At 61.4% G+C, this 26,612-nt stretch carries 22 protein-coding genes; 2 read left to right on the top strand and 20 right to left on the bottom strand.

Going from position 1 to position 26,612, the window contains the following annotated elements:
• From ACHEXL_RS05380 to ACHEXL_RS05345, 8 genes are all read right to left on the bottom strand, one after another.
• Complete coding sequence (locus ACHEXL_RS05380) at positions 1 to 3,807, bottom strand: nitrate reductase subunit alpha (protein WP_416560989.1); 3,807 nt, start codon at positions 3,805 to 3,807, stop codon at positions 1 to 3.
• Positions 3,808 to 3,866: 59 nt separating this feature from the next.
• Complete coding sequence (locus ACHEXL_RS05375) at positions 3,867 to 5,507, bottom strand: MFS transporter (RefSeq protein WP_416560988.1); 1,641 nt, start codon at positions 5,505 to 5,507, stop codon at positions 3,867 to 3,869.
• Positions 5,508 to 5,529: 22 nt separating this feature from the next.
• A complete protein-coding gene (locus tag ACHEXL_RS05370; protein WP_416560987.1) occupies positions 5,530 to 6,807 on the bottom strand; it encodes an MFS transporter in 1,278 nt (425 codons plus the stop codon).
• Positions 6,808 to 6,949: 142 nt separating this feature from the next.
• Complete coding sequence (locus ACHEXL_RS05365) at positions 6,950 to 7,645, bottom strand: response regulator (RefSeq protein ID WP_416560986.1); 696 nt, start codon at positions 7,643 to 7,645, stop codon at positions 6,950 to 6,952.
• Positions 7,642 to 9,552 (bottom strand): type IV pili methyl-accepting chemotaxis transducer N-terminal domain-containing protein, encoded by a 1,911-nt coding sequence (locus ACHEXL_RS05360; protein WP_416560985.1) that lies wholly within the window; start codon positions 9,550 to 9,552, stop codon positions 7,642 to 7,644. Before ACHEXL_RS05360 ends, ACHEXL_RS05365 begins: the two co-directional genes overlap by 4 nt.
• On the bottom strand, positions 9,549 to 10,034 hold the full coding sequence (locus ACHEXL_RS05355) for an RrF2 family transcriptional regulator (protein ID WP_416560984.1): 486 nt from the start codon (positions 10,032 to 10,034) through the stop codon (positions 9,549 to 9,551). Before ACHEXL_RS05355 ends, ACHEXL_RS05360 begins: the two co-directional genes overlap by 4 nt.
• Before the next feature lie 122 nt (positions 10,035 to 10,156).
• Complete coding sequence (locus ACHEXL_RS05350) at positions 10,157 to 12,619, bottom strand: adenosylcobalamin-dependent ribonucleoside-diphosphate reductase (protein ID WP_416560983.1); 2,463 nt, start codon at positions 12,617 to 12,619, stop codon at positions 10,157 to 10,159.
• 162 nt (positions 12,620 to 12,781) lie between these two features.
• A complete protein-coding gene (locus ACHEXL_RS05345) occupies positions 12,782 to 14,107 on the bottom strand; it encodes an acyl-CoA dehydrogenase family protein (protein WP_416560982.1) in 1,326 nt (441 codons plus the stop codon).
• A gap of 165 nt (positions 14,108 to 14,272) precedes the next feature.
• Between ACHEXL_RS05345 and ytfE the strand changes: the two genes are divergently transcribed.
• Positions 14,273 to 14,968, top strand: coding sequence for an iron-sulfur cluster repair protein YtfE (gene ytfE, locus ACHEXL_RS05340; RefSeq protein ID WP_416560981.1), 696 nt, complete (start codon positions 14,273 to 14,275; stop codon positions 14,966 to 14,968).
• Positions 14,969 to 14,975: 7 nt separating this feature from the next.
• Here ytfE and ACHEXL_RS05335 read toward each other — a convergent pair whose 3' ends face one another.
• Together ACHEXL_RS05335 and ACHEXL_RS05330 are read right to left on the bottom strand one after the other, a co-directional pair.
• A complete protein-coding gene (locus ACHEXL_RS05335) occupies positions 14,976 to 15,626 on the bottom strand; it encodes a glutathione S-transferase family protein (protein WP_416560980.1) in 651 nt (216 codons plus the stop codon).
• Between the two features lies 1 nt (position 15,627).
• Positions 15,628 to 16,344 (bottom strand): HAD family hydrolase, encoded by a 717-nt coding sequence (locus tag ACHEXL_RS05330; protein ID WP_416560979.1) that lies wholly within the window; start codon positions 16,342 to 16,344, stop codon positions 15,628 to 15,630.
• A 19-nt stretch (positions 16,345 to 16,363) separates the two neighbouring features.
• Between ACHEXL_RS05330 and hemH the strand changes: the two genes are divergently transcribed.
• Complete coding sequence (gene hemH / locus ACHEXL_RS05325; protein ID WP_416560978.1) at positions 16,364 to 17,452, top strand: ferrochelatase; 1,089 nt, start codon at positions 16,364 to 16,366, stop codon at positions 17,450 to 17,452.
• 153 nt (positions 17,453 to 17,605) lie between these two features.
• Here the strand turns inward: hemH and ACHEXL_RS05320 are convergent, their stop codons facing one another.
• The 10 genes from ACHEXL_RS05320 to ACHEXL_RS05275 form a co-directional block, all read right to left on the bottom strand.
• Positions 17,606 to 18,472, bottom strand: coding sequence for an alpha/beta fold hydrolase (locus ACHEXL_RS05320; RefSeq protein WP_416560977.1), 867 nt, complete (start codon positions 18,470 to 18,472; stop codon positions 17,606 to 17,608).
• On the bottom strand, positions 18,469 to 19,569 hold the full coding sequence (locus tag ACHEXL_RS05315; protein WP_416560976.1) for a branched-chain amino acid ABC transporter permease: 1,101 nt from the start codon (positions 19,567 to 19,569) through the stop codon (positions 18,469 to 18,471). Before ACHEXL_RS05315 ends, ACHEXL_RS05320 begins: the two co-directional genes overlap by 4 nt.
• A gap of 10 nt (positions 19,570 to 19,579) precedes the next feature.
• On the bottom strand, positions 19,580 to 20,566 hold the full coding sequence (locus ACHEXL_RS05310; RefSeq protein ID WP_416560975.1) for a branched-chain amino acid ABC transporter permease: 987 nt from the start codon (positions 20,564 to 20,566) through the stop codon (positions 19,580 to 19,582).
• A complete protein-coding gene (locus ACHEXL_RS05305) occupies positions 20,563 to 21,303 on the bottom strand; it encodes an ABC transporter ATP-binding protein (RefSeq protein ID WP_416560974.1) in 741 nt (246 codons plus the stop codon). Before ACHEXL_RS05305 ends, ACHEXL_RS05310 begins: the two co-directional genes overlap by 4 nt.
• Positions 21,300 to 22,064, bottom strand: a complete 765-nt coding sequence (locus tag ACHEXL_RS05300) for an ABC transporter ATP-binding protein (protein ID WP_416560973.1) — start codon at positions 22,062 to 22,064, stop codon at positions 21,300 to 21,302. The genes ACHEXL_RS05305 and ACHEXL_RS05300 overlap by 4 nt, the downstream gene beginning before the upstream one ends.
• Positions 22,064 to 23,251, bottom strand: coding sequence for a substrate-binding domain-containing protein (locus ACHEXL_RS05295; RefSeq protein WP_416560972.1), 1,188 nt, complete (start codon positions 23,249 to 23,251; stop codon positions 22,064 to 22,066). Before ACHEXL_RS05295 ends, ACHEXL_RS05300 begins: the two co-directional genes overlap by 1 nt.
• A gap of 204 nt (positions 23,252 to 23,455) precedes the next feature.
• Complete coding sequence (locus tag ACHEXL_RS05290; RefSeq protein WP_416560971.1) at positions 23,456 to 24,952, bottom strand: sigma-54 interaction domain-containing protein; 1,497 nt, start codon at positions 24,950 to 24,952, stop codon at positions 23,456 to 23,458.
• A gap of 57 nt (positions 24,953 to 25,009) precedes the next feature.
• A complete protein-coding gene (locus tag ACHEXL_RS05285) occupies positions 25,010 to 25,840 on the bottom strand; it encodes a substrate-binding periplasmic protein (protein ID WP_416560970.1) in 831 nt (276 codons plus the stop codon).
• Entirely contained in the window at positions 25,833 to 26,231 is a 399-nt protein-coding gene (locus ACHEXL_RS05280; protein WP_416560969.1) for a hypothetical protein, read from the bottom strand. Before ACHEXL_RS05280 ends, ACHEXL_RS05285 begins: the two co-directional genes overlap by 8 nt.
• Positions 26,228 to 26,560 (bottom strand): hypothetical protein, encoded by a 333-nt coding sequence (locus tag ACHEXL_RS05275; protein WP_416560968.1) that lies wholly within the window; start codon positions 26,558 to 26,560, stop codon positions 26,228 to 26,230. Before ACHEXL_RS05275 ends, ACHEXL_RS05280 begins: the two co-directional genes overlap by 4 nt.
• Positions 26,561 to 26,612: the final 52 nt, after the last annotated feature.

Below are 26,612 nucleotides of genomic sequence, written 5' to 3'. Positions count from 1 at the left end.
TCAAGCCTGCACGGTGGCAGCGGCTTCACCATCGAGCCAATCAACTTTGCGCATCTTGCGCACCACCACGAATTCGTCGCGGTTGGTGCCGATGGTTCCGTAATAGTTGAAGCCGTAGCTGAACTGGGCGTAGCCCCCGATCATGTGGGTCGGCTTGGTCACGATGCGGGTGACCGAGTTGTGGATGCCGCCCCGAATGCCGGTGATCTCCGAGCCGGGCGTGTTGATGGTTTTTTCCTGCGCGTGGTACATCATCACCATGCCGGGATTGACCCGCTGGCTGACCACGGCACGCGCCGCGATCGCGCCGTTGCTGTTGAACAGCTCGACCCAGTCGTTGTCCACGATGCCCGCACTTTTGGCGTCGTCTTCGCTCAGCCAGATCACCGGGCCACCCCGGTTGAGCGTGAGCATGTGCAGGTTGTCGCTGTAGGTGCTGTGGATGCCCCACTTCTGGTGCGGCGTGATGAAGTTGAGCGAGATTTCCTTATTGCCGTTGGGCTTGCGGTCGATCATCTCGTCCACGGTTTTCAAGTCCACAGGTGGGCGGTAGCTGGTCATGCCCTCGCCAAAGGCCAGCATCCAGGGGTGGTCCAGGTAAAACTGCTGACGCCCCGTGAGCGTGCGCCACGGGATGTACTCGTGCACGTTGGTGTAACCGGCGTTGTACGAGACCTTCTCGCTCTCCAGACCCGACCAGGTGGGCGAGCTGATGATCTTGCGCGGCTGGGCCTGGATGTCGCGGAAGCGGATTTTTTCGTCTTCGCGGTGCAAAGCCAAGTGGGTGTGGTCGCGCCCGGTGATCTTGGAGAGTGCCTCCCAGGCCTTGACGGCCACATGGCCGTTGGTCTCGGGGGCCAGCTGCAGCACCACCTCGCAGGCGTCGATGTCGGTGTTGATGCTGGGCATGCCTTGGGTCACCCCTTCTGCGCGCACCTTGCCGTTGAGCTCACCAAGCTGGTGCACCTCGTCGGCGGTGTTCCAGCCAATGCCCTTGCCGCCATTGCCCACTTTTTCCATCAAGGGGCCCAGGGCCGTGAAGCGTTTGTAGGTGTTGGGGTAGTCGCGCACGATCACCGCGATTTGCGGCGCGGTCTTGCCGGGGATCAGCTCGCACTCGCCTTTTTTCCACTCTTTCACATCAAAGGCCTGGGCCAGCTCGGCGGGCGTATCGTGCATCAGCGGCGTGAGCATCAGCTCTTTTTCCACGCCCAGATGGCCCACACAGACCTCGCTGAAGGCTTTGGCAAAACCCTTGTAGATCTCCCAGTCGCTCTTGCTTTGCCAGGCCGGGTCCACCGCGGTGGACAGCGGGTGGATGAAGGGGTGCATGTCGCTGGTGTTGAGGTCGTTCTTCTCGTACCAGGTGGCGGTGGGCAGCACGATGTCCGAATACAGGCAGGTCGTGCTCATGCGAAAGTCCAGCGTCACCAAGAGGTCCAGCTTGCCTTCCGGGGCTTTGTCGTGCCAGGTCACTTCGGTCGGCTTGGCGTCTTCGGCCCCCAGGTCCTTGCCCTGCACGCCGTGGGAGGTGCCCAGCAGGTGCTTGAGGAAATACTCGTGCCCTTTGCCCGAAGACCCCAGGATGTTGGAGCGCCAGACAAACATGTTGCGCGGCCAGTTGAGCGGGTGGTCCGGGTCTTCGCAGCTCATCTTGAGGCTGCCGTCCTTCAGGGCTTTGACCGCGTAGTCCTTGGGGTCCATGCCCTGTGCCTGCGCGTCCTTGACGACCTGCATCGGGTTGGTCTGCAACTGCGGCGCACTGGGCAGCCAGCCCATGCGCTCGGCGCGCACGTTGTAGTCGATCATGCTGCCGCCAAACTGGGACTTGTCGGCCAGCGGCGAAAGGATCTCTTCCACGCCCAGCCGCTCGTAGCGCCACTGGTCGGTGTGCGCATAAAAGAAGCTGGTGCTGTTCATCTGGCGAGGTGGGCGCACCCAGTCCAGGGCAAAAGCCAGCGCGGTCCAGCCGGTCTGGGGACGCAGCTTTTCCTGGCCCACATAGTGCGCCCAGCCGCCGCCACTTTGGCCAATGCAACCGCACATCATCAGCATGTTGATGATGCCGCGGTAGTTCATGTCGCTGTGGTACCAGTGGTTCATGGCCGCGCCGATGATGACCATGGACTTGCCACGGGTCTTGTCGGCATTGTCGGCAAACTGGCGGGCCACGGCGATCACCTGGTCGCGCTTGACGCCGGTGATCTTTTCCTGCCAGGCAGGGGTGTAGGGGGTGTCGTGGTCGTAGCTGGTGGCGGCATTCTCGCCGGGCAGGCCCCGGGCCACGCCGTAGTTGGCAGCCGTCAGATCAAACACCGTGGCCACCAGGGCGTAGCGCTCTTCACCGGCCTTGCCCAGCTTGATGCGGCGCACCGGCACATGCCGCACCAACACGTCGTCCACCGCACTGGCTTGCTTGTTGGCATTGAAGTTGGGGGTGTCGATGCCGCCGAAATACGGGAAGGCCACCTCGCCCACTTCGTAGTCGCTGCCACCTCCTTCTCCATTTCCCTCCATCAGGCTCAGCTTGAGCTTGACTTCGCTGTCTCCTCGCGCCTCTTTGTTTTCCAGATTCCATTTGCCCGCATCGCTGCGGCCTTCAGCACCCCAGCGGAAACCTATCGAGCCGTTGGGCAAGACCACACGGTCGTTCTGGTCCAGCGCCACGGTTTTCCACTCGGGGTTGTTGTCCTGGCCCAGCTTGCCGTTGAAGTCGCTGGCGCGCAGGTAGCGGCCGGGTACCGTGACCTTGCGGCCATCGGGCAAGGTGCGCTCTTCGAGCTGCACCAGGTTGGGCATGTCGGTGTAGCGGCGCACGTAGTCGTCAAAGTAGGCGCTGCGTTTGTCGAAGTAAAACTCTTTCAGGATCACATGGCCCATGGCCATCGCGATCGCCGCGTCGGTGCCCTGCTTGGGGTGCATCCACAGATCGGCCAGCTTGCTGATCTCGGCATAGTCGGGCGTGATGGCCACGGTCTTGGCCCCCTTGTAACGCACCTCGGTGAAGAAGTGCGCATCGGGCGTGCGCGTTTGCGGCACGTTGGAGCCCCAGGCGATGATGTAGGTCGAGTTGTACCAGTCGGCCGATTCGGGCACGTCGGTCTGCTCACCCCAGATTTGCGGACTGGCGGGTGGCAAGTCGCAATACCAGTCGTAAAAGCTCATGCACACGCCGCCAATCAGCGACAGGTAACGGCTGCCCGCGGCGTAGCTGACCATGGACATGGCCGGGATCGGCGAAAAGCCAATGATGCGGTCCGGCCCGTATTGCTTGGCGGTGTAGACGTTGGCGCTGGCGATGATCTGGTTGACTTCCTCCCAGGTGCTGCGCACAAAGCCGCCCAAACCACGCTGCTGCTGCCACTCACGGCGGGCCTCTTCGTTTTGCACGATGCTGGCCCAGGCGTCCACCGGGCTCTTGGCCACGGCCAGGGCGGCACGCCAGTGCTTGAGCAGGCGGGCGCGGATCATGGGGTACTTGACGCGGTTGGCGCTGTACAGGTACCACGAATACGAGGCACCACGCGCACAGCCGCGCGGCTCGTGGTTGGGCAAGTCGGCGCGGGTGCGGGGGTAATCGGTCTGCTGGGTTTCCCAGGTGACGATGCCGCCTTTGACATAAATCTTCCAAGAGCACGAGCCCGTGCAATTCACGCCGTGGGTGGAACGCACGATCTTGTCGTGCGCCCAGCGGTCGCGGTAGGCGTCTTCCCAGGTGCGGTCTTCGCCGGTGGTCACACCGTGCCCGCCCGAGAAAGGCTCCTTGGGGTTTGAAAAGTAATTCAGTCGGTCCAGAAAATGGCTCATGTGTTTCTCCAATTCGGCGGGGCGTGTTCAGCCCCTTTTCAAAAGCTGTCAGGCGTGGCTCAGGGGTTGCGGATCTCGGCCCCGGCGCGCAGGTAAAACCACCAGTTGAGCAAGAGGCACAGCGCGTAAAACACCGCAAAGCCGTACATCGCCACCTCGGGCGTGCCGGCCTTGATCTGCTGGCCGATCACCACCGGGGCGATGAAGGCACCGTAGGCGGCCACGGCCGACGTCCAGCCCAGCACGGGGCCGGCCTGCTGGCGGTCAAAGATCACGGCGATGCTGCGGAAGGTCGAACCATTGCCGATGCCGCTGGCGGTGAACAACAAGACAAACAGCAGCATGAACACCAGGAAATACTGCTCGGGCATGGCCGACTGGTAGGCCAGCCACATGACATAACCCACCGCGCCCGAGGCCACCACCATCACCGCCGAAATCCATTGCGTGACGATGGAGCCACCCGTCTTGTCCGACAGCCAGCCGCCGATGGGCCGCACCAGCGCGCCCACAAAGGGGCCGATCCAGGCGTAGGTCAGGGCCGAGGGCGCGTTGGGGTTTTTGAGCGTGTGCTGCAGCACGCCACTGGCATCGGGCACATGGCTGATGCCGAAGATCACCGTGATCGACAGCGGCAAGGCCATCGAAAAGCCAATGAAGCTGCCGAAGGTGACGATGTAGAGCACCGTCATGGCCCAGGTGTGCTTATTCTTGAAGATCGAGAACTGGGCCGCGATGTTGTCCTTCATGGTGCCAAATGCGGTGAGCTTCATCACCATCAAGGTGCTCACAATAATGAGCGGCATGGCCAGCCACATGTTCAGCACGCCCAGACCGCTGGGCGCGGGCAGGTACAAATACAGGCCAATCCCGGCTGGCACAAACGACAGGGTGTACAGCCAGATGATCTTCAAAAAGGCGGGGATGGTTCCGCCGATGTGGGGCGAGACCGTGGTCAGGTTGTTCATGCCAAAAAAGCAGACCAACGACAAGGGCACCAGCGACAGCAGCCAGGCAAAGCCCGCGTTTTGCACCCAGGTGGGCGTGCCTGCGGCGATCTTGCCGAAGATCCAGCCGCTGTCTTTCACCAGCGTCATGGGCTCACCGCCCAGGCCGCCAAACAGGCTCACGGTCATGACCAGCGGGATGACGATCTGCATGGTCGTCACGCCAAAATTGCCCAGACCCGCATTCAGACCCAGCGCCGTGCCCTGCAAACGCTTGGGGAAAAAGGTGCCAATGTTGGACATGGAGCTGGCGAAATTGCCGCCACCCACGCCCGACCACAATGCCATGAGCTGGAACACCCACAAGGGCCACTCGGGGTGCTGCAAGGCGATGCCCGTGCCCATGGCCGGGGCCAGCAGCATGGCCGTCGTCAGAAAAATCGTGTTGCGCCCGCCAGACAGGCGGATCAGGAACGAGGCCGGGATGCGCATGGTCGCCCCCGCCAGGCCCGAAATGGCCGTGAGACTGAACAACTCGGCCTGACTGAACGGAAAGCCGAGGTTGAGCATCTGCACGGTGATGATGCCCCACATGCCCCAGATGGCGAAGCCACACAGGAGCGCAGGCACCGAGATCCAGAGGTTGCGGTACGCAATGCGCTTGCCGGTGCTTTCCCAGAACTGTTCGTCTTCGGGACGCCAGTCGTTGATGTCGGTCGAACGGCCTGCAGTGGGGGTTAAACGGGTATTCATGTTGTGTTTCCTTCGCTGGGGTTCAGGCACGCAAGCCGGGTTGCGTGATGTCGGCCGGGGCTTGCCCCATGACGTCGGTCTGGCGCACCTCGGTCCAGTACATCCAGATGAGCGAGACCCAGACCACGCCGTACATCAGCATGAAGGCGCTGCTGCGCACGCCGGTCAGGTCCACCAGCGCGCCGAACATGATGGGCAGCACAAAGCCGCCCAGGCCGCCGGCCAGACCCACGATGCCGCTGATGGCACCGATGTTGCCGGGGTAGTCGTTGGCGATGTACTTGAAGACACTGGCCTTGCCGAAGGCAAACGCAATGCCCAGGATGAACATCAAACCGGTGAAGGCGTAGACGTTCAGCCCGATCACAAAGGTCTTGGGGCCAGTCACGGTGGCGATGGTGAATTCGGTTTGCGGGTAGGACAGCAGGAACAGGCAGATCCAGCTGACCCACAGCACCCACCAAGTGACGCTGTGCGCGCCGTATTTGTCGCTCAGCACACCGCCCACGGCGCGCAGCACGCCGCCAGGCAGCGAGAAACAAGCGGCCAGCAAGGCGGCCACGCGGATGTCCAGGCCGTATTCACCGATGTAGTACTGCACCATCCACAAGGCCAGGGCCACATAGCCGCCAAACACGATGCTGTAGTACTGGCAGTACTTGAGCACGCGAGGGTCTTTGAGGCCTTTGAGTTGCTCGGTGAATGACACCTGGCTGGGCACCAGGTGTGCCGGATCGCTGTGGCTGAACAGCCAGAACAGCAGCACGGTGCCCGCCATGATGGCCGCATAGACCTGCGGCACGGCCGCCCAGCCAAAGGCCACCAAAATCACTGGTGCCACAAACTTGTTGACGGCCGAGCCCGAGTTGCCCGCGCCATAAACCCCCATGGCCATGCCCTGTTTGTTTTTGGGGAACCAGCGCGCCACATACGGTGTGCCCACCGAAAAAGAGCCGCCCGCCAGACCCACAAACAGGCCGATGGCCAGGAAATGCCAATAGGCCGTGGCATACGACATGAGCCAGATCGCCGGCACCGTGACCGCCATCAGCACGGTCATGACGATGCGCCCGCCGTAACGGTCGGTCCAGATGCCCAGCGGCACCCGCACCAGCGAGCCGGTCAGCACCGGCATGGCCATCAAGAGGCCAAACTGGGTGGCATTGAGGTCCAGCATTTTCTTGATCGGCACGCCGATCACGCCAAACATCATCCACACCATGAAACACACTGTGAAGGCCAGGGTGCTGACGATCAACACCGACCAGGCTTTGCGCTGCTGGATCAATTCACTCGCCATTTTGATTCTCCAAACTCATGCACTGAGTGTGGTTTTTTGGCGCAGCTTTGGGTATCCACCTGAAGGTTATCTACCCCCCAAGCAAAAGGAGGATGAGGCCCCGGGCCTCATCCTCCAATAGAACTATCCAATTTGATATTTATCAATTCAAACCGTTACTGGCCGCAAAAATCGCGATTTGGACGCGCGAAGTCAGGTTCATCTTCTTGAAAATGTGCTGGATGTGGATCTTCACCGTGGTCTCTGCAATGTCCAGGTCGCGCGCAATCTGCTTGTTGCTCAGGCTCTTGGCCACCAAAAGGAAAATGTCTTTCTCGCGGGGCGAGAGCTTGTCCAGTTGCTGGGCCGCTTGCGCGCGGCTCAGGGGTTCGGCTGCGGCCACATCCAGTGGGGTATTCACGCCCACATGGGGCTGGCGCAAGCCCGACACCAGCTTGTTCAGCATGGCCGGACTGATGACCGAGTGCCCTTCATGCACCTTCACCAGGGCCTCGCACAGCTGGTCCGACTCGGAGGTTTTGAGCAAATACCCATCGGCCCCGTTTTGCAGGGCTTTGGAAAGGTCTTCCTCGTCCTCGCTCACCGTGAGCATCAAGATGCGCACATCCGGACAAGCGGCTTTGAGCGCCCCAATGGCATCCACGCCTTTGACGCCGGGCAAATGGTTGTCCAGCAGCAGCAGGTCTGGCTGGACCTTGCCCAGCACGCGCAGGGCTTCGCCCACATCGCCGGCTTCGCCCACGATCTGAAAACGCTCGTCCTGCGAAAGCAAGGCGATCAGGCCGCGGCGAAACAAGGTGTGGTCATCGACCACCAGGAGTTGAATGGCTTCGGTCATGGCTCGGAAGACAGCTCGGCTGCCGGGGTCGGTTTGGTTTTGGGTGGCTGTGTCGTGGGCACCCGCAGTGTCACCGTGGTGCCCTGCCCCACAGCGGAGTCCACGGCCACGGTGGCACCGATCTGGTCGGCGCGCTCGCGCATGATTTTCAGACCCACCTGCAGCTCACTGCGTTGGCCGCCTTCGCTGAAGCCCACGCCATCGTCGCGCACCTGAAAGCGCCAGGGCTCACCCTTGTGAATTTCAATCTCGACGCCTCGAGCGTCAGCGTGCTTGCGCACATTCGACAAGGCTTCCTGCAAGACGTGCAGCACATGGATCTGCACATCCTGCGGCAAGGGCAAGCCCTCGCCCGTGACTTTGCGGCTGACCTGCAAACCCGTCTGGTGCTGGAATTTTTGCAAGGTCTCCTGCACAGCCCGATCAATATCGTCCGCCTGCGTGCGGGTGCGGAAATGCAGCAACAACTCGCGCACATCGGCAATGCTTTCTTTCAGGCCGCTGTCGAGCTCGCCCAAAGCCAGTTCGGTTTTGGCGGTGTCATTTTTGGACATGGCAGTGCGCAACAGCTGCACCTGGATTTTCAGAAAAGCCAGCGACTGCGCAATCGAGTCATGCAACTCACGCGCCAGCAAAGAGCGCTCACCGGCAATCGCCGCTTCCCGGTCCAGCGCCACGGCACGCAAGCCCTCGACCGCAGTCGCCAGATGGCTGGCCAGCGTGTCCATCAGCTCCAGCTCTTCAGCCGCCAGACTCACCTGGCTTTTGTAGAACAGGTTGATTTCACCCAGCACCTTGTTGTGCATGCGCACGGGCACCGAGACCATGCCCACATAGCCCATGCGGGCGCAGTGCTGCAACGGGGCCACATCGCTGTTCAAAATCGGGATCACCCGTGAGCGGGCATCGGGCGGAGGCTGACCACAGGCGCAAGCGCCCGCCATCAGGCACTTTTCTTCTTCCTGCATGGCCAGCGGAAATTCATCGGACGCCAGCAACAGCAATTTGGAGGCGTCTTCGCCCGACCACCGCAAGGCAATTGCATCGGCTTTCATGAGCTGGCGCACGCGTTGCGCAAAGCCCTGTGTCAACTCGTTGAGGTCGTTGCTTTGTGCCAGAAAAGCACTCACGCCGTACAACCCTTCCAACCGCTCTTTTTGCGCTGCGATGCGCTGGGTCTTGGCGGCCACCTGGGCTTCCAGATTGCCGTACAGCGACTGCAAGGTCGCCGCCATGCGGTTGAAGCCCGAGGCCACCTGGCCGAACTCGTCGTTCAAGGCCACATCGACCCGCACAGAAAACTGGGCCGACTCGATCTTGCGCAAGCCATCGCGCAGGTTGCTCAACGGGTTGATCACATACATGTAGCCCGTGTAGAGCATGACCACCGCTCCGCCGATGGCCAGCGCCATCATCACGAACTGAAACAGGTTGAGGACCGCCGTCAAGCCGGCCATCTGGTCTTCGATCGACAACACAAAACGGTCAATCGCCATCAAAAAAGTGTTGGTGTGCTGGACCAGGCTCGCATGGTCCATCGAGGGGCTGGCCATGAAACGGGTTTTCTGGTTGTGCCACAAGCGTTCGACCTCGGCATAGCGCTGCCGCACCTGCGGGTCCCAGGGCACAAACAGCGGGCGCGAGGCGTCACCGTTTTTGAGTACCTGCATGCTCCGGTCAAATTCCCGGGTTAAAGCCTCGATGTGCGCTGCTGGCAGCTGCGCCTGCACCTCGCTGGTCAAACGCCAAGTCTGCATGCGCATGCGCCCTGCCTCATTCAACGCCGCCGCGCCGCCACTGAGCTTCCAGGTGACCCACAAAGTCAGGCCAATCGAGATCAGCGCGACCACCAGCAAGCCCGCGCCAATGCGCACCAGTTTGGCCGACAGGGAGGCTGTGTGTTTCATGGACGCTTTTTGGCAGGTGCCTTGGACACACGGGGGGTGAACGTCAGGGGCTGCAACGTGGCCCGAGAGGCGGCTGTGTTGTTCATCAAATCGGCCAGGGTGATCCCATCGAGTTTGGCAAAGAAAGCTTCCAGCGCTTGGGCCAAAACCCTCTTCAAATGACAGGCAGGCAACAAGGCACAGTTGCTGAGCCCCTCGCCAAAACACTCCACCATCTGGAAATCGGTCTCGGTCTTGCGCACCACCTCACCCAGCACGATCTGCGAAGCAGGTCGCCCCAGACGAATGCCGCCGCCACGCCCCCGGCTGGTGAGCAGGTAGCCATCGGCGGCCAGCGTCATGACAATTTTGGTCAGGTGGCTTTTGGAAATGTCATGCTGGTCTGCAATCGCCTGGATCGTCGCCACGCTTTGTTGCGACTCGCATTGCGCGCAGTACATCAGCACTCGCAAACTGTAGTCGGTCCAATGGGTCAGTCGCATCGTTCTGAAGTCCTAGTTCCTGAGGACGATGCCTCAAATGTTCATCGCAGATGCATTTTATGACCGACTCGGCCAAACCGGAGACCCTGCGGCCACAGCGGCATCCGCTTGCGACTTGGCTTTCACCCGCAAGCGCCCACAAAGCCACACTGCGTGCAGTATTCGCAACCGTCTTTTTTGATCACCGCGTGGGCACCGCAGTCGGGGCATTTTTTACCGGCCATCACGCCAGTGCTGAGCGCTGCGGGTGTGGGCTCTGGCATCTCAGGCAGCTGCAAGGACAGCTGATCATGGCTGACCTGGCGCTGGGCACGCAGTGCCAGGATGTTCTGGATCGCCCAGGCAATGGCCGCCACCTCGGAGTCGTGCCACAGGGGCACGCGGGTGCCGTCATCGCGCACCTTGTGGCCACAGCGCACCGGACCGCGGTCCCAGGCGACCTTGCGCATGTCCGACAGCGCCCGCTCCAGAAAACCGCCACGCGCAGCCAATGACAGTAGCCGCATGCTGGCGGTGATCCACTGCTGCGACTCGCCGCTTTGGCCCACCGGCATGAAGAACTCGATGGCACGGTCCAAGGTGCCCAGACCCTCACCGCGCGAGACCGGCAAAAAGGACACGATCAGGTACAGCGATTTGGCACCTTCGCTGGTCCAGTACTCGATTTTTTCAGCCACCGCATCCAGTGCCCCATTCGGTCGGCTTTCGATCACGGTGCGCATGGGGTCCACCGCAACAGCAGGCGTGGGCGCGGCAGGCGGTTGCGGCTTGTCTGGCGTCAGGGCCAGCACCGAGCCCAAAATCGCATTGGGTCGGTATGTGGCCAACCCTTTGAGCCCCGAGCGCCAGGCCTGCAGATACAAGCCCTTGAAATCCGCGTAGGGGTAGTCGGCGGGCACGTTGACCGTTTTGGAAATGGCAGTGTCCACAAAGGGCTGCACGGCTTCCATCATGGCGATGTGCTCATTGGCGCTCATGTCCATGGCCCCCACAAACGAGGCGGGCAAATGGGCCATGTCACCCCCCAATGCCTTGTAAAGACGCCAGGCGTGGTCCTGCACCTCGTATTCGCTGCGGGTGCCATCGGCCTCACGCTTTTTGCGGGTATAGGTCCACGAAAATGCCGGCTCAATGCCGTTGGACGCATTGTCGGCAAAGGCCAGACTCACCGTGCCGGTGGGTGCGATCGACAGCAAATGGCTGTTGCGGATACCGTGGGCCCGAATATCGGCCTGGATCGCCTCAGGCAGGCGGCTGGCAAAGGTGCCTTCGGCCAGGTAGGCCTCGGCATCGAACAAGGCAAAAGCGCCCTTCTCGCGCGCCAGATCCACCGACGCGGTGTACGCCGCGTCACGCATGCAGCGGGCGATCTGTTGTGCCATGTCACGCCCTTGCTGGGCGTTGTAGGGCAGGCCCAGCATCACCAATGCATCGCCCAGCCCCGTGAAGCCCACACCAATCCGGCGCTTGGCCTGGGCTTCCTGTGCTTGCTCGGGCAAAGGCCAGTGCGTCAGGTCCAGCACGTTGTCCAAAGCGCGCACCTGCAAGGCCACGCTGTGGGCAAAGGCCTCAAAGTCAAACTGCGCCTGGCCGCCATGGCCAAAAGCATGACGCACAAAGCGCGGCAGGATCACCGGGCCGAGGTCACAGCAGCCATAAGGCGGCAGGGGCTGTTCGCCGCAGGGATTGGTCGCGCTGATCGACTCGATGGCGCGCAGGTTGTTGTCACGGTTGATCTGGTCGAGGAACAAAATGCCGGGTTCGGCAAAGTCGTAGGCCGAGCGCATGATGGTGTCCCACAGGTCCCGCGCCCGCAGGCTTTGGTACACCCATTGGCCGTCTTCGCGTTGCCGGGCACCTTGTTGGATCTGATCGTCTCCGGGGCGGGCCGCGTGCACCAGGTCCCAGCTGCGGTCTTGTTGCACCGCGTCGATGAAGGCATCGCTCACGCCCACCGACACGTTGAAATTGTTCCAGCGTCCCGGCGTGCGCTTGGCGGTGATGAACTCCATCACGTCCGGATGGTCGATGCGCAGCACGCCCATTTGAGCGCCGCGCCGGGCGCCCGCGCTTTCCACCGTGGCACACGACTGGTCAAACACATTGATGTAACTGCAAGGCCCCGACGCGGTGGAGGCCGTCCCCTTGACGCGCGCGCCTTTGGGACGGATGCGCGAGAAGTCGTAGCCCACGCCACCGCCTCGGCGCATGGTCTCGGCCGCTTCGCGCAACGCCTCGTAAATGCCGGGGTAGCCGCCATCGTCACGCCCCTGAATGCAGTCGCCCACGGGCTGCACAAAACAGTTGATCAAGGTCGCCTGGATGCCAGTGCCCGCCGCGCTCATGATGCGGCCGGCGCCAATGGCGCCCGCCTCCAGGTTGCGCCGGAACTTCTGTTCATATTCGGCACGCAGCTCGGGCTTTTCAACGCTGGCCAGGGCGCGCGCCACACGGTCGAACAATTCACTGGCGCTGGTCTCGTCGTCTTTGAGGTATTTTTCCTTCAGCACATCGGTGCTGATGGGCTGCGCAGGCATGGGCGGCAAGGCGCTCGACAACTGGGGGTCTTCAGCAGGGCGGTTCATTCGGATATGTCCTTCACAAGATCAAAACGGTTCAAAAAAATTCATCAGGCTGGCGTCTGCCTTGAGGCTAACGACACCGGCCAGACCGGGGTTTGCCATTTGTCAAAGAGGTCAACATCTGCGGTGTTCATGTGCACCAGCGGACTGACAAGAGGCACACGCTCAGGCTGACACATGCGGCACAGCGCGCATTTGCTCAGGGGTGGTGAAGTACGCTGTGGTGTGCCCCATGCGTTCGCGAGCCTTGTGCAACTCGTACCGGGCCAGCGTGCGCAAATGCACTTCATCCGGGCCGTCCATCAGGTGCATGGCGCGGCCCCAAGTCCAGAAGTAGGCCAAGGGCGTGTCGGGCGAAAGGCCCATGGCACCAAAGACCTGCATGGCGCGGTCCACCACGCGGGTCTGCAACCGGGCTGCCACCACCTTGATGCCCGAGACCTGGGTGCGCAGCTCGGCGGGTGGCGCGTCGCCCAGGTCCAGCATCCAGGCGGTCTTGAGCACCAAAAGCCTGGCCTGGTCGATTTCCAGCCGGGACTCGGCTAACCAGTCCTGCACGTTCGACTGGTCAGACAAATGCTTGCCAAAGACACTGCGCTCCAACGCGCGTTCGGTGGCCATTTCCAGCGCCAGCTCGCACTGGCCAATGGTGCGCATGCAGTGGTGCACCCGCCCCGGCCCCAGGCGCGCCTGTGCCATGGCAAAGCCTTGCGCCCAGGCCCCCAGCAAATGGTCTTTGGGAATGCGCACCTGGCGCAACAAAATTTCACAATGCCCCTCGGGTGCCAGGTGGTGTACCACCGGGATGTTGCGCAACACCTCCACGCCAGGCGTGTCCATGGGCACCAGCACCATGCTGTGCTGGTGGTGCGCAGCCTGCTCGGCGGTCCAGGATGGCCCCGCGTCCTGTGCCGCCAGCCCTGACGGGCCTTCGTTTTTGCACATGACAATGAGCAGTTTGCAATGTGGGTGCGCCGCACCCGTGATGAACCATTTGCGCCCGTTGAGCACCCAATCGTCGCCGTCGGCGCGCAACGTGGTTTGCAAATTGGTGGGGTCGGACGAGGCCACATCGGGCTCGGACATGGCAAAAGCAGAGCGGATTTCGCCGCGCAACAAAGGCACAAGCCAGCGTGCCTGCTGCGCCTCGTTGGCAAAGCGGTGCAGCAGTTCCATGTTGCCGCTGTCGGGTGCATTGCAATTGAAGACCTCGGCCGCCCAGGGCAGTCGGCCCATGGTTTCGGCCAGTGGGGCGTAGTCCAGGTGGCTCAAACCGCTGCCTGGCTCGCCAGGCTTCAAGGCGGGTAAAAACAAATTCCACAGCCCCTCTTCCTGCGCCAGCGCCTGAAGGTCACCCATGAACGGGGGCGGGAACTCCCCGTTTTTCACCGACTGGTGCCACGCTGCGTTGTAGGGCAGCAAATACCGGTCCATGAAAGCTTGCAAGCGCTGGTGCCATTGGCGCGCTTGAGGTGACGGCGAAAAATCCATGGGACAACTCCAGACAGAACCGACAGCGTGCCTGAACGGCTCGCAAAACACCATCGTTCTTTGGAAGGATGCAAAAACCTGAACGTCGACAGGGTCGAATATTCACATGGAATGAATCTTCTCTGATAATAGATTCACTTTCAATGCATGTTTAAAGGAAAACACATGACACACGTCGCAGCCCAGACCACCGCCCTTGCAAGCCAGGCTCAGCAAAGCATCGGTTCATTGGCGGTGCAAATTCCCGGGGCCACCGCCATCTTTCGCAAACTGAAGCTGGATTTTTGCTGTGGCGGCCAACAGTCACTGGCCACAGCCTGCGCCGAAAAAGGCCTGGACGCGGGCGAGGTACTGAAGGCTCTGAACGCGCTGGAGCGCACCGACGAACTGCCCCCTGCCCCTTCGGCCAGCGATTTGGTGGACCACATCCTGCAGCGCTACCACGAGGTGCACCGCCAGCAACTGCCCGAACTCATCCGCATGGCGCGCCGTGTGGAGGCGGTGCACCGTGACCACCCGCAAGTGCCACACGGCCTGGCCGATCACCTGGAAACCATGGAACAGGAGCTGCTGGAACACATGGCCAAGGAAGAACAGATCCTGTTCCCGCTGCTCAAGCAAGGCGGTCACCCGATGGTGGTGCACCCGATCGGCATGATGCGCCACGAGCATGTGAGCCACGGTGCCCAACTGGAGCGGCTGGCCGAGTTGACCACGCAGCACCAGCCGCCTGTTGGAGCCTGCAACACCTGGCAGGCTCTGTACGCAGGCACTGCCCGGCTGACCGAAGACCTGATCGAGCACATCCACACGGAAAACAACCTGCTGTTCCCGGCCTTCGAAGGCCAGGCTCAGCACTGAGCCCCCCTTACTTCATCGCCCGCGCCTGCTTTTGGGCTGGGCGTTCCACACAGGCGTGCAACCAGCTTGCGACCGCCGGGTAGTGCGCCAGCAGCGCAGCGGCTGGGCGGATCCAGCTGGCCACACTGGCCACGCACACGTCGGCCACGGTGAAGCGGTTGGCTGCCAGGTACGCCTGGCCTTGGGCATTTTGGGCTTGGAGGTGTTTTTCCAGCACAGCCAATGGCACCTTCAGACGGCTTTCTGCTTGGTCAGCCAGCTCGGGCTTGCGCTGGTCTTCGGGCATGGCCATGCGGTGCATCAGCACGGTGAGTGCGTCTTTTTCAAGCTCGGTCACGGTCCAGAAACTCCAGCGCAGTGCTTCGGCTTCTTCGCGGGCATTGGCGGGCGCGATGGACTGGCCATCGGCCTTGCCGTGCACCCGCGCGATGTACAGCGCACAAGCCATGCTTTCCCACACCGTGACTGCCCCTTCGGGGCGCTCGTCCACCAGGGCCGGGATGTGGCCATTGGGATTGATGGCCAAAAACTCGGGCGTGCGCGTCGCACCACCGGCATAAGGCGTGGGGATGTGCTCAAACGGCACCCCCAGCTCCAGCGCGGTCCAAATCGGGCGGGCAGCGCGGGATGCGCCAATGCCGTAAATCTTCAAAGTCATGTCATTCTCCTGAGTTTGTGTAATCGGGCCAGCAGGCGCACAGCGCGTGCAAGTCTCGCACCTCCAGGTGTGGACGGGTGTCGCCATGGGTCCAGTCGTGGCCTTCGCGGTTGAGCCAGGCGACCTGCATGCCTGCGGCCAAAGCCCCCACGCAGTCGGCGTGCGCGTCGTCGCCAATGTGCAGCACCTCATGCGGCTGCACACCCGCCGCTGCGGCACCCGCCACAAAAATACGCAGGTCCGGCTTGGCCACGCCCAGCGTCTGGGCACTCACGCTGGCATGAAAGTGCTGACCAATGCCCACCCGGTGCACATCGGCATTGCCATTCGACAGCGCCACCACCGGCATGCGCTGGCTCCAGAATGCCAGCGCGGGCAGCGCATCATCAAACAAATCGACCCTCTGGCGCTCGGCAAAAAACACCTCAAAAGCCGCCTCGGCCAGGTGCACGGGCTCCCCGGCTTGCTGCAGCATGGCACGGATCGACTCCCGACGCAGAAACGACAAATCGTGCGCGCGGTCGGCGTGGCGGGCGTTGATTTCGGCGCGGATGGCTTTTTTGAGTTCGGCATCGGCCGACAGTGCTGCCGCACCGGGGGCATGAGCGCTCAGCCAGGTCTGTAAAACCACCTCAGCCCGGCCAATCGTGGGCCAAACGGGCCACAAAGTGTCGTCCAGATCGAGGGTAATGGCTTTGATTCGGGAAATGTCAATCATGGTGGTGGGAGAATACCGCATGGCATTTCAACAAGAACCCTCCTTCCAGCATGGTCAGGCCGCCCGCACCGCGGTGCTGTATTGCAATCTGGGCACGCCCAGCGCACCCACCGCCCCAGCCCTGCGCAAGTACCTGGCCGAGTTTCTGGGCGACAGCCGCGTGGTCGAGATCCCCAAACCCATCTGGTGGTTGATCCTGCACGGCATCATCTTGCGCGTGCGCCCGGCCAAATCGGCCGCCAAATACGCCAGCATCTGGACCGATCAGGGCTCGCCTTTGAAAGCCTTCACCGAACAACAGGCCCAGTCGCTGGGCACGACGCTGCAAGAGCGTGGCCACCACGTCACCGTGCGCTACGCCATGCGCTACGGCCAGCCGTCCATCCCCGAGCAACTCAGCGCCTTGAAGGCCGAGGGCGTGCAGCGCGTGCTGATCGTGCCCGCCTACCCGCAGTACAGCGGCACCACCACGGCCAGCGTGTTCGACGCGGTTTACCGCTGGGGCCTGAAAACCCGGCTCATCCCCGAGCTGCGCTTTGTCAACCGCTACCACGACGACCCACGGTACATTGCCGCGCTGGCGCAAACGGTGCGGGCACATTGGGCCGCCCACGGCCAGGCCGAGCAACTGGTCATGAGCTTTCACGGCGTGCCCGAGCGCACCCTTCAACTGGGTGACCCCTACCACTGCGAATGCATGAAAACCGGCCGCTTGCTGGCCGAGGCGCTGGGCCTGTCCAAAGACCAATACAAACTCACCTTCCAGTCACGCTTTGGCAAGGCCAAGTGGCTGGAGCCCTACACCGAGCCCACGCTGATCGCCATGGCGCAGCAAGGCGTGAAAAAAGTCGACGTGATCTGCCCTGGCTTCACCAGCGACTGCCTGGAGACCCTGGAGGAGATTCAGCAAGAAGCGCAAGAAGCCTTCCTGCATGCGGGCGGCGAAAGCTTCAGCTACATCCCCTGCCTGAACAACCACGCCCAGTGGATCGAGGCACTCGCCGACATCAGCTTGGGACACATGCAGGGCTGGGATTTGTCAGCACCGGACCAGAAAGCCTTGGCCGCCAGCCGTGCACGGGCCTTGGCGCACGGCGCTAAAGCCTGATTCCTGCGTGTCGTGTGAGCGAGCCCCTGCTCGCGAATGTTTGGTCTGGCTCGGGTGCTTGTGCCGCACCACCATTCGGCCGCAGGGGCGGCCTCCCACACGGCACCAGGGATTTGTCTTGGTGGGAGCGAGCCCCTGCTCGCGAATGGGCACTCAAGCTGATTCAATGAACTCCGTCACCCACTCGAGTTGTTGCAGCACATTCAAGGCCGGAGCATGACCGCAGCCGGGTACCTCGATGTGCCGCAGCAGGCCCAGCGCACCCGGCCCGCGAACGCGCATTTCGGTCACTGTCTCGGGCAGCACCAAATCCGACTCCACCCCGCGCAACAGCAGCACAGGCAGTTTGAGTGCGTCGTAGTGCGCCCAAATCAGGTAATCGTTGGTGTGCGCCGTCAGCTGCATCGCCATGGCCGGGTCGTAATGCGGCGTGATGCGGCCATCCGGCAGGCGGCGCACCGAAGTCTCGGTCAACCGACGCCATTGCGCATCGCTGAGCCAGCCAAAGGGCTTGTAGACCTGGCGCAAAAAAGCCTCCAGTTCGGTCACCGTCGCAAAGCTGGGCGGGCTGCCCGCATAGGCTTTGATGCGGTCAATGGCCGCTTGCGCCAATTGCGGCGCGTTGTCGTTCAGGGTCAGGCTCAAGATGCGGTGTTTGAGCGTGGGCTCCACCAGGCCGCCCGCGCACACGGTGCCGATCGCACCGCCCATCGAGGTGCCCACCCAATGCACGGCACGCAATTGCAAACCGTCCATCAGCTCACGCGCCAGGCGGGCGTAAAAGGCCAGGCAGTACTCGTTTTTCGGGTCAGCGCTCCATTGCGACAAACCTCGCCCCACGGTGTCCGGACAAATCACGCGCCAGCCACGCTGGCTCAGGTGCGCAGCCAGCTCGTCCATGTCACGGCCCGTGCGGGCCAGGCCATGCCAGGCGATCACCGTGCCTTTTTCGGCCTTGCCCCAGTCGGTGTAATGGATTTCCAGCCCGGCGCAGCGGATGTAGTTGGAAGTGAAACTCATGCGGCCTCCTGAACGCCTGGCTTGCCGCGCTGCTTGAGGGCAGCGCGCACGCGCAAGCGCCCCACCACGCCGGTGGGAAAGTAATACACCGACAGCACGAACAACAAGCCCAGCCACAGCAACCAGCGATCAGGTGACAACAGGGCCGACAACAGAGGCCAGGCAGCGGCCGCCTCGCTGGCCAGACGCAACAGGTCTTGCAAATAGCTTTGCGCCAGCAAGAACAGCATCGAGCCAATCGCCGCGCCGTAGACCGTGCCCATGCCGCCGATCACCACGATCAACAGCACGTCCATCATGATTTCAAAACTCAGCGAGGTGTCCGGCCCGTTGTAACGCAGCCAAAGCGCCAGCATGGCCCCGGCCACACAGGCAAACAAGGCCGACAGCACGCTCGACAGCGTACGGTAGACCACCACGCGGTAGCCAATAGCCTCCGCACGGAATTCGTTTTCCCGGATGGCCTGCAGCACCCGGCCAAAGGGCGAGTTGACGATGCGCAGCATGGCCAGCAGCATGCCCAAAGCCAGCACGAAGAGCAGGTAATAAGACAGCAAACGCCCGTCGAGTGACACGCCCAGGAAAGGCTCCTCGCTAAACTCGGTGCTGGGCAACAAGACCTCAGGCAGCTTGAAGCTCAGTCCGTCCTCGCCGCCAGTGAAGTCTGACAGCTGCGAGGCCAGGGTCTGGAAAGCGGCGGCCACGGCCAGCGTGATCATGGCGAAAAAGATGGCCCGCACCCGCAGCGAAAACAAGCCAATGGCCAGCGAGAGCGCGAGCGTCAGGCCCAGCGAGAGCGCAAAGCCCAAGCCAATGGCACCCCAGGTCGGCCCCCAGGTGTTGGACGAGATGGCGATGCCATAAGCCCCGATGCCAAAGAACATGGTGTGGGCAAAACTCACGATGCCGGTGTAGCCCAGCAGCAAATCAAAGCCGACCACCAGCACCACAAAAATCAGCACCTTGGCCGCCACCGACAAGGCTTTAACGCCAGGAAACAAAAACGGTGCGAAAGCCAGGCCCAACAGGATCACGATCAGCACCGCTGCGAGTAAACGGCTGCGCGGCTGGTCGTTGGAAATCAAACGGTTCAACATGTCCAGCCCTTCAGCGGTTGGCCACGGGGTAGACCCCCTGCGGACGCCACAACAAAATCGCTGCCATCAGCGCAATGTTCGAAAACAGCGCCACCTTGGGGGCCAAAAAACCGGTGTAGTTGGCCATCAGGCCCACCAGCAAGGCACCGATCAGCGCCCCACCCGTGGAACCCAGCCCGCCGATGATGATGACGATGAAGATCAGCACGTTGACCTGCGCGCCCATCTGCGGCACCACGTTTTGCTGGTACAGGCCCCACATGACGCCGCCCAAACCCGCCAGCGCACTGCCCACCACGAACACGCCCACAAACAGGCGGCGGATGCGGTAGCCGAGCGACTCGACCATCTCGCGGTCTTGCACGCCCGCGCGAATGAGCAGGCCGATCTTGGTGCGGCCCAGCACCCACATTTGCGCGGCAAACACCGCCAGGCCCACGGCCACGGCCAGCAGGCGGTACTTTTCAATGGCCGCATCGCCCCAGAGCACCGAGCCACGCATGGCTTCAGGCAAAGGCAAAGCAATCTGCAGCGGCCCCCAGATGACCTTGATGAGTTCTTCGCCAATGATCATGCCGCCCATGGTGATCAGGATCTGCTTGAGGTGCTGGCCATACACAGGCCGCACGATGAAGCGCTCAAACGCCAGGCCCACGGCAGCGGCCACGGCCATGGCGATGAACATGGCGGGCAGCACCGCCACCATGTTGCGCCACCACTCGCCCGAGCCCGTCCAGTCGCCCATGGCGCCCAGCACGCTGGTGGCCACAAAAGCGCCCAGCGCGATGAACAGGCCGTGGCCGAAGTTCAGCACGTCCATCAGGCCAAACACCAGCGTCAAGCCCGAGGCCATGATGAAAATGATCATGCCCATGGCCAGACCGGCCACGGTCAGCGTGAGCCAGGTGGAGCCCGAGCCGATCAAGGGAAAGGCCAACAAGGCCAGCACCGGCACCAGCAGCAAAGGACGCATGTCCACATCTTGAAATAACTTCATAAAGCCAGCCCCAACAAGGATTGCTGCAAAGCCGCGTCTTCGGCCAGCGCCTGCATGCGGCCTGCGTGCACCACGCGGCCGTTGTCCATCACGGCCACGGAGTCGCCCAGTTGCTTCGCAAAGTGGATGTTTTGCTCCACCAGCAAAATCGTCACGCCACTGGCCTTGAGTTGCTGAAAAGCGTCGATCATGTTCTGGATGATGGCCGGGGCCAGGCCCTTGCTGGGCTCGTCGATGATCAGCAGATCGCGCGGCTCCACAATGGCCCGCGACACGGCCAGCATCTGCTTTTGTCCGCCAGACAATTTGCCCGCCGGGTGGTTCCAGAATTTCTCCACCGCCGGGAACAGTTTGAAAATCCACTGCAGCCGCGCTTCGTCCATCTGCGCCGCGTGCTTGGCGCTGCGAGCGGCCAGCAGCATGTTCTCCTTGACCGTCAGATCGGAAAAGATGCCCATGTTTTCAGGCACATAGGCGATGTTCTTTTGCGCAATCGCGGGCGTGTTCAGCGCCGTGATGTCTTCGCCGCCAAAGCTGATGCGCCCCTGTGAGGCCTGCCACAGACCCATGATGGTGCGCAGCGTGGTGGTCTTGCCTGCGCCATTGCGCCCCAAGAGCATGGTCAGCTCGCCACGCGGCACGACCAAGTCCACGCCGTGCAGGATGTGGTAAGCCCCGATGTGGGTGTGCACGCCTTCGAGGGTGAGCAAATTCTTGTCCATGTTTGGCGCGTTCATGCGGCCTCCCTGGCTTTGCCCAAGTAGGCCTCTTGCACGATGGGCGACGCGATCACCTCGTTCGGCTCGCCATCGGCCACCAAAGCGCCGTTGTGCAGCACGATGATGCGGTCGGCCAGCTCGCGGACCACGTCCATCTTGTGCTCGACCAGCAAGATGGTTTTGGTCTTGTCTTTTTTGAGCTGCCGGATCAGGTCCAGGATCACCGGCGCTTCGTCGTGGCTCATGCCCGCCGTGGGCTCGTCGAACATGTAGACCGAAGGCTCCAGTGCCATCAAGAGCGCCACTTCCAGCTTGCGCTGGTCGCCGTGCGGCAAGCTGGACACCGGGGCATCCTGCTGCGCGGTCATCGACACGGATTGCAGAATGTCCAAAGCCCGGTTGGTCAAAGCCGCGTGGTCGCTCCAGATGCTCCACAGGTTCAAACCGCGGCGGTGGGCACCCTCTTTCGTGGCCTGCACGGCCAGGCGCACGTTCTCCAACACCGACAGGTTCGGGAAGAGGTTGGTCAGCTGGAACGCCCGGCCCAAGCCAGCGCGGGTGCGTGCCGAAGCAGGCAAACCGGTCAGCTCGCGCCCGTTCAAGTGCACCGTGCCATCGGTCACAGGCAACTGCCCTGAGATGAGGTTGAAGTACGTGGTCTTGCCTGCCCCGTTGGGGCCGACGATGGCGGTCAGCGTGCCGGGTTCAAAGCGGCACGAGACCGCATTAACCGCCACATGACCGCCAAACCGCACGGTCAAGTTGTTGGTTTGTAGCATCAGCGTTTGTTGCGGATGGGTACGTTCATTTCTTCGGGCTTGATCTCGCGGATCAGCTCGGGCACGCCCCAGGCGAACGCCGGATCGACCTTGATCTTGAAGTGGTACATGCTCTGCATGGCCTGGTGGTCTTCCTTGCGGAAGGTCATCTTGCCCTTGGGCGTGTCAAAGCTCATGCCTTCCATGGTGCTGATGAGCTTGTTGGTGTTGGTGTCGCCGTTGGTCTTCTTCAATGCGGTGACCACGGCCATGGCGGCCGAAAAACCACCTGCCGTGAAGAAGTCAGGCGGCGATTTGAACTGCTGGTAGTGCGAAGCCACCATGGCGTCGTTCACCGGGTTCTTGGGCATGCCGAAGTAATAGTAGGCCGCACCCTCCATGCCGGGGAACTGCTTGTAGGCCACCATGGCGGGCAGGATGTTACCGCCCGTGGCGATCTCGATGCCGTGGCGCTTCAAGTCCATGTCGGCGATCTTGAACGGGTTGCCACCGGCCCAGATGATGAAGATGATCTTGCGGCCGGGCAAACCCTTGAGCTTGTCGATCATGCGCTGCGCACCGGCAGTGAAATCGGTGGTGGCCGGCGGCAGGTACTCTTCGTGCACCAACTTGGCCTTCTTGATCGCGTCCTTGTAGGCCTTGACACCATCACGGCCAAAGGCCGAATCCTGCGCCATGGTGACGATGCTCACACCTTCCTTGTCCACCGCCACGGCGTTGGCAATCGCGTCCTGGCTGCTGTTGCGGCCGGTGCGGAAGATGTATTTGTTCCACTTGTCACCGGTGATCGAATCGGCTACAGCTGGCTCGACCAGCAAAATCTTTTTGTACTCTTCGGCCACCGGCAACATGGCCAGCGCAACAGGCGAGGCGGTCGGACCCACGGCCAGGTCCACCTTGTCGTCGCCATAAGCGGCGGCCAGCAGGTTCTTGCCCAGGTCGGGCTTGCCCTGGTCGTCTTTTTCGATGACCACGATCTTGCGGCCCGCCACCTCCATGGTGCCGCCTGTGGCGTAGCTCAAACCCATCATCAGACCGGTTTGGGTTTGCTTGCCATAGGCTTCCAGTGGCCCGGTCTTGCTGTATATGTGGGCAATCTTGATGTCCTTGCCTTGTGCCATGGCGGCAGGGATCACAGCGGTGGTGACGGCCAGAGCGGCCAAGGAAATGAGGTGTCGACGAAACATGTGGGTCTCCTTTAGAAGTGAACTGACGGTTATCGCCCTGTGAACCTTGCACAAGCTGTGCCAGCAGCACCCGGCCACTCGAACCCGCTAAACTCTTGATCGCATTGAGTTTTTTTCAAAAACTTGAAATTGCAAGCCGAAATGTATTTTTAAAAGACAATTTAGATGTTCAATAAAAATACAACTGTATGAAATTCATACAAATCAGGGAAGCCGCTGGTACAGCTTTGCACGGGAGAGGCCCAACATTTTGGCCGCCGCCACTTTGTTGCCTCGAGTCAGGGCCAAGGCTCTGGCCACGGCCAAGCGCTCCAAGGCCTGCACCTGTTGCGACAGCGGTTGAAGCCACGCATCGGCATCGCCAACCGCCTCTTGCAATACGCTTTGGCCAACATCGGCAGGCACCGGGAAAATCTGGCTGAGCCCTGACTCGCGCAGCACTGACTCGACCTCGGCGGCATCCATGACACCGGTCTCGCTGCGCAACAAGAGCTGCTCGATCACGTTGCGCAATTCGCGCACATTGCCGCGCCAATGCTGGGCCGACAACAAGGCCACCGCCTGCGCACTGAACTCCGGGTGCGGCAACTCGTTGCGCAAAGCCAAATCTTCAGCCAAGACTTCCAGCAAAGCAGGAATGTCGCTGGCGCGCTCGCGCAAAGGCGGCACCCGCAAGGGCAACACATTCAAGCGGTAAAACAAGTCTTCCCGAAACTGGCCAGCCTGCACAAGCTTGGGCAAGTCGCGCGAGGTGGCCGCAATCACGCGCGCATCAAAAGGCACCAGACGGTTAGAACCCAAAGGTTCGATTTCGCCCTCCTGCAAGGCACGCAACAGTTTGGCCTGCAGACCCAAGGGCATGTCCCCAATTTCATCCAGAAAGAGAGTGCCTCCGTCGGCCAGTCTGAATTTGCCGTCTCGGCCCTTGCGATCTGCCCCGGTGTAAGCCCCGGGAGCCACACCAAAAAACTCGGCTTCAAGCAAGGTCTCCGGCACAGCAGCAATGTTCACGCTCACCAAAGGCCCTTTGGCACGCGGCGAAGCGGCATGGATCGCGTGGGCCAGCAGCTCCTTGCCTGTGCCCGTTTCGCCCAGCAGCAACACCGGGCTGCTGGACTGGGCCGCCCTTCTGGCTTGACGCTTGAGTGCCACCACGGGTGCACTGGCGCCAATGAAACTCGCAAAGCTGTGCCGCGCCTGACGCAGACCCAAACCTGTGCGACGCTGAACAGCCAGCGCATCGCGGGCCTCATCCAGTTCGCGCTGCATCAAGGAAAACTTGGCCAAAAACGGCTGTAAATTGGACTGTGCCTGATCAAAGAGCACCACACCCAAAGCGCCAATCACCTGCCCAGCATCGTCACGCAGGGGAAATCGGCTCACCACAAAAGTGCCTGCCTTGTTGGTCAGCAAGTCGATCAGGATAGGTTTGCCAGTCTCCAGCACACGCTGCATCTGCGTGTTTTGAATCACCTCGGCCACAGGCTGGCCCACAAAGTCCTGCTCACTGGCAAAGCCCAGCGCGGGCAGATAACGTCGGTACTGGTCGTTGATCCAGACCACACAGCCCGAGCGGTCCACCAGCAGCATGCCCTCGCTGGCGTGTGCAAAAACGTCGAACAAGGATTTGGCCGCCAGGTTCAAAATGCTCTGAGCATCTTTGGGCAAACCCGTCAAATCAGAATCTACAGATGAAGGCATCCCACGATCTTAACGAGGCACGGGAGCAAGCCCAAGCACTGAGCACTGAGCACAGACTCAGGTGCTGGCGGCGTGTGAAACCCGTGGGCGGCTGACGTCATAGCCAAACCAGCGGTTCGAAATGGTCTTGAAGTTTTTCTCTTTGAGCAAACTTTGTACCGCCTGCGTCAAGCGGTTTTCCATCTCTTTCTGGCCTTTGGGCACGGCCAAGCCCACACGAATGGGCGATGCAAACGGGACCCCCACCTTCAAGGGCAGACCATCGCGGTCGATGAAGTACTCCGCAATCAGGTTCTCCTCCAGCACCGCGTCAATCTTGCGATCGGCCAAAGCCCGGAAAGCGTCCTCGATCCGCTCGAACGCCTGAACCGCTTTGCCCAAGGCGCCTCGGGCCTGGTCCTCGATGCCCGTGTTGGCCAAGACCCCCAATTTTTTGCCCATGAAGTCATCCAGGCTCAAAAAATCCCGCTCATCGTCCTCATGCAAAACACTCACCAACTGGATCGTGGCGTACGAGCGCACAAAGTCAAAATAGCGGCGATTCTCTGGCGTGACCAACAGCTGGTTGCCAATGAAAGCAATCTCACCGTTTTGCATTTTCTTGCGCAAATTCGTCAAGGTGTCCATCACCGGCACCAACTCGTAACCCGACACCTCCAGCAATGCTTTGACCACCTCGACATCAAATCCGGTCAGACGGCCATCAGGCTGGGTAAAACTGTAAGGCTGATAACGGGCGATGAACCCCACATTCATGCGTGGCTTGATGTCTTGCCCCAGCGCTTGAGATACTGAACCCGCCAACAACGCAGACAACGCCCATTGCAAGCCGGCCCGGCGCTCCAGGCTCTGCACACCCGACAAGTTTTGGAGGTTTTCATCAATCATGAAAAGCCCCCTCGAAGCAATGTCGCAACTCATGCCCCACATAGTTGAAAGCTGTGACTTCGGGCGTGACCACGGTGCACTCGCGCCGCTTCACACTCCAGTAAGCGCAAGCCATCGGTCGCGAGCTTGAGCTGATGGGAATCCCTGTGATGCGTGAACAAAACTCATAGCCATCTTTGCGGGCCAACAGTTTGACCCTGGGCTCATTGAGCATGCGTTGATCAGGCGGCAAAGGCTCGAAACGCGTGCGATCCACCAAAGGCGGGCTGAACCGCTTGACGAAGGCGGCATCGGGCATGTCGTTGATGTTGACCGGCTGAGCCTGCGCCACGGACCATGGCAGCGAAAAATACAACAGCCCCAAAAGCCATGGCCAGCACCCACTGCTCATGCAGGCTCCCCGCCACTCAAACACAAGAGAAACAAGCGACCCACCTGAGAATGTGTGGTGTTGCCCGTGGTCACAATGGTGCAAGTCGACTGCGCACGGGACCAGTACACACAGCCCTCTTGCCAGACCGCAAAACCATCATGACCCTGAACCTGAGCGCAATGGTCGGGTGCCTCGGGCTTCAACAGCCACTGAACCACCGGCTGCACGATCTTGTGGCGGTCCACGGTGGGCGGCGCCACCAGCGAAAAATCCAGCAAAGCGTCGCGCGACTGAGCCCATCCAGCAAAAGATGCAAAGCCCAACAAAAGACAAGCGAGACGTTTCATGAAGCAGCCACAAGGGTGGAAATGCTTATTTTAAAACTTAATGAATCGTCCC

It is taken from the genome of Limnohabitans sp. YIMB22184 (assembly GCF_048020265.1).
GTDB lineage: Bacteria > Pseudomonadota > Gammaproteobacteria > Burkholderiales > Burkholderiaceae_C > Limnohabitans_A.
Note: the sequence above shows the minus strand (reverse complement) of the source record. Positions and strands in the feature narration are given on the sequence as shown.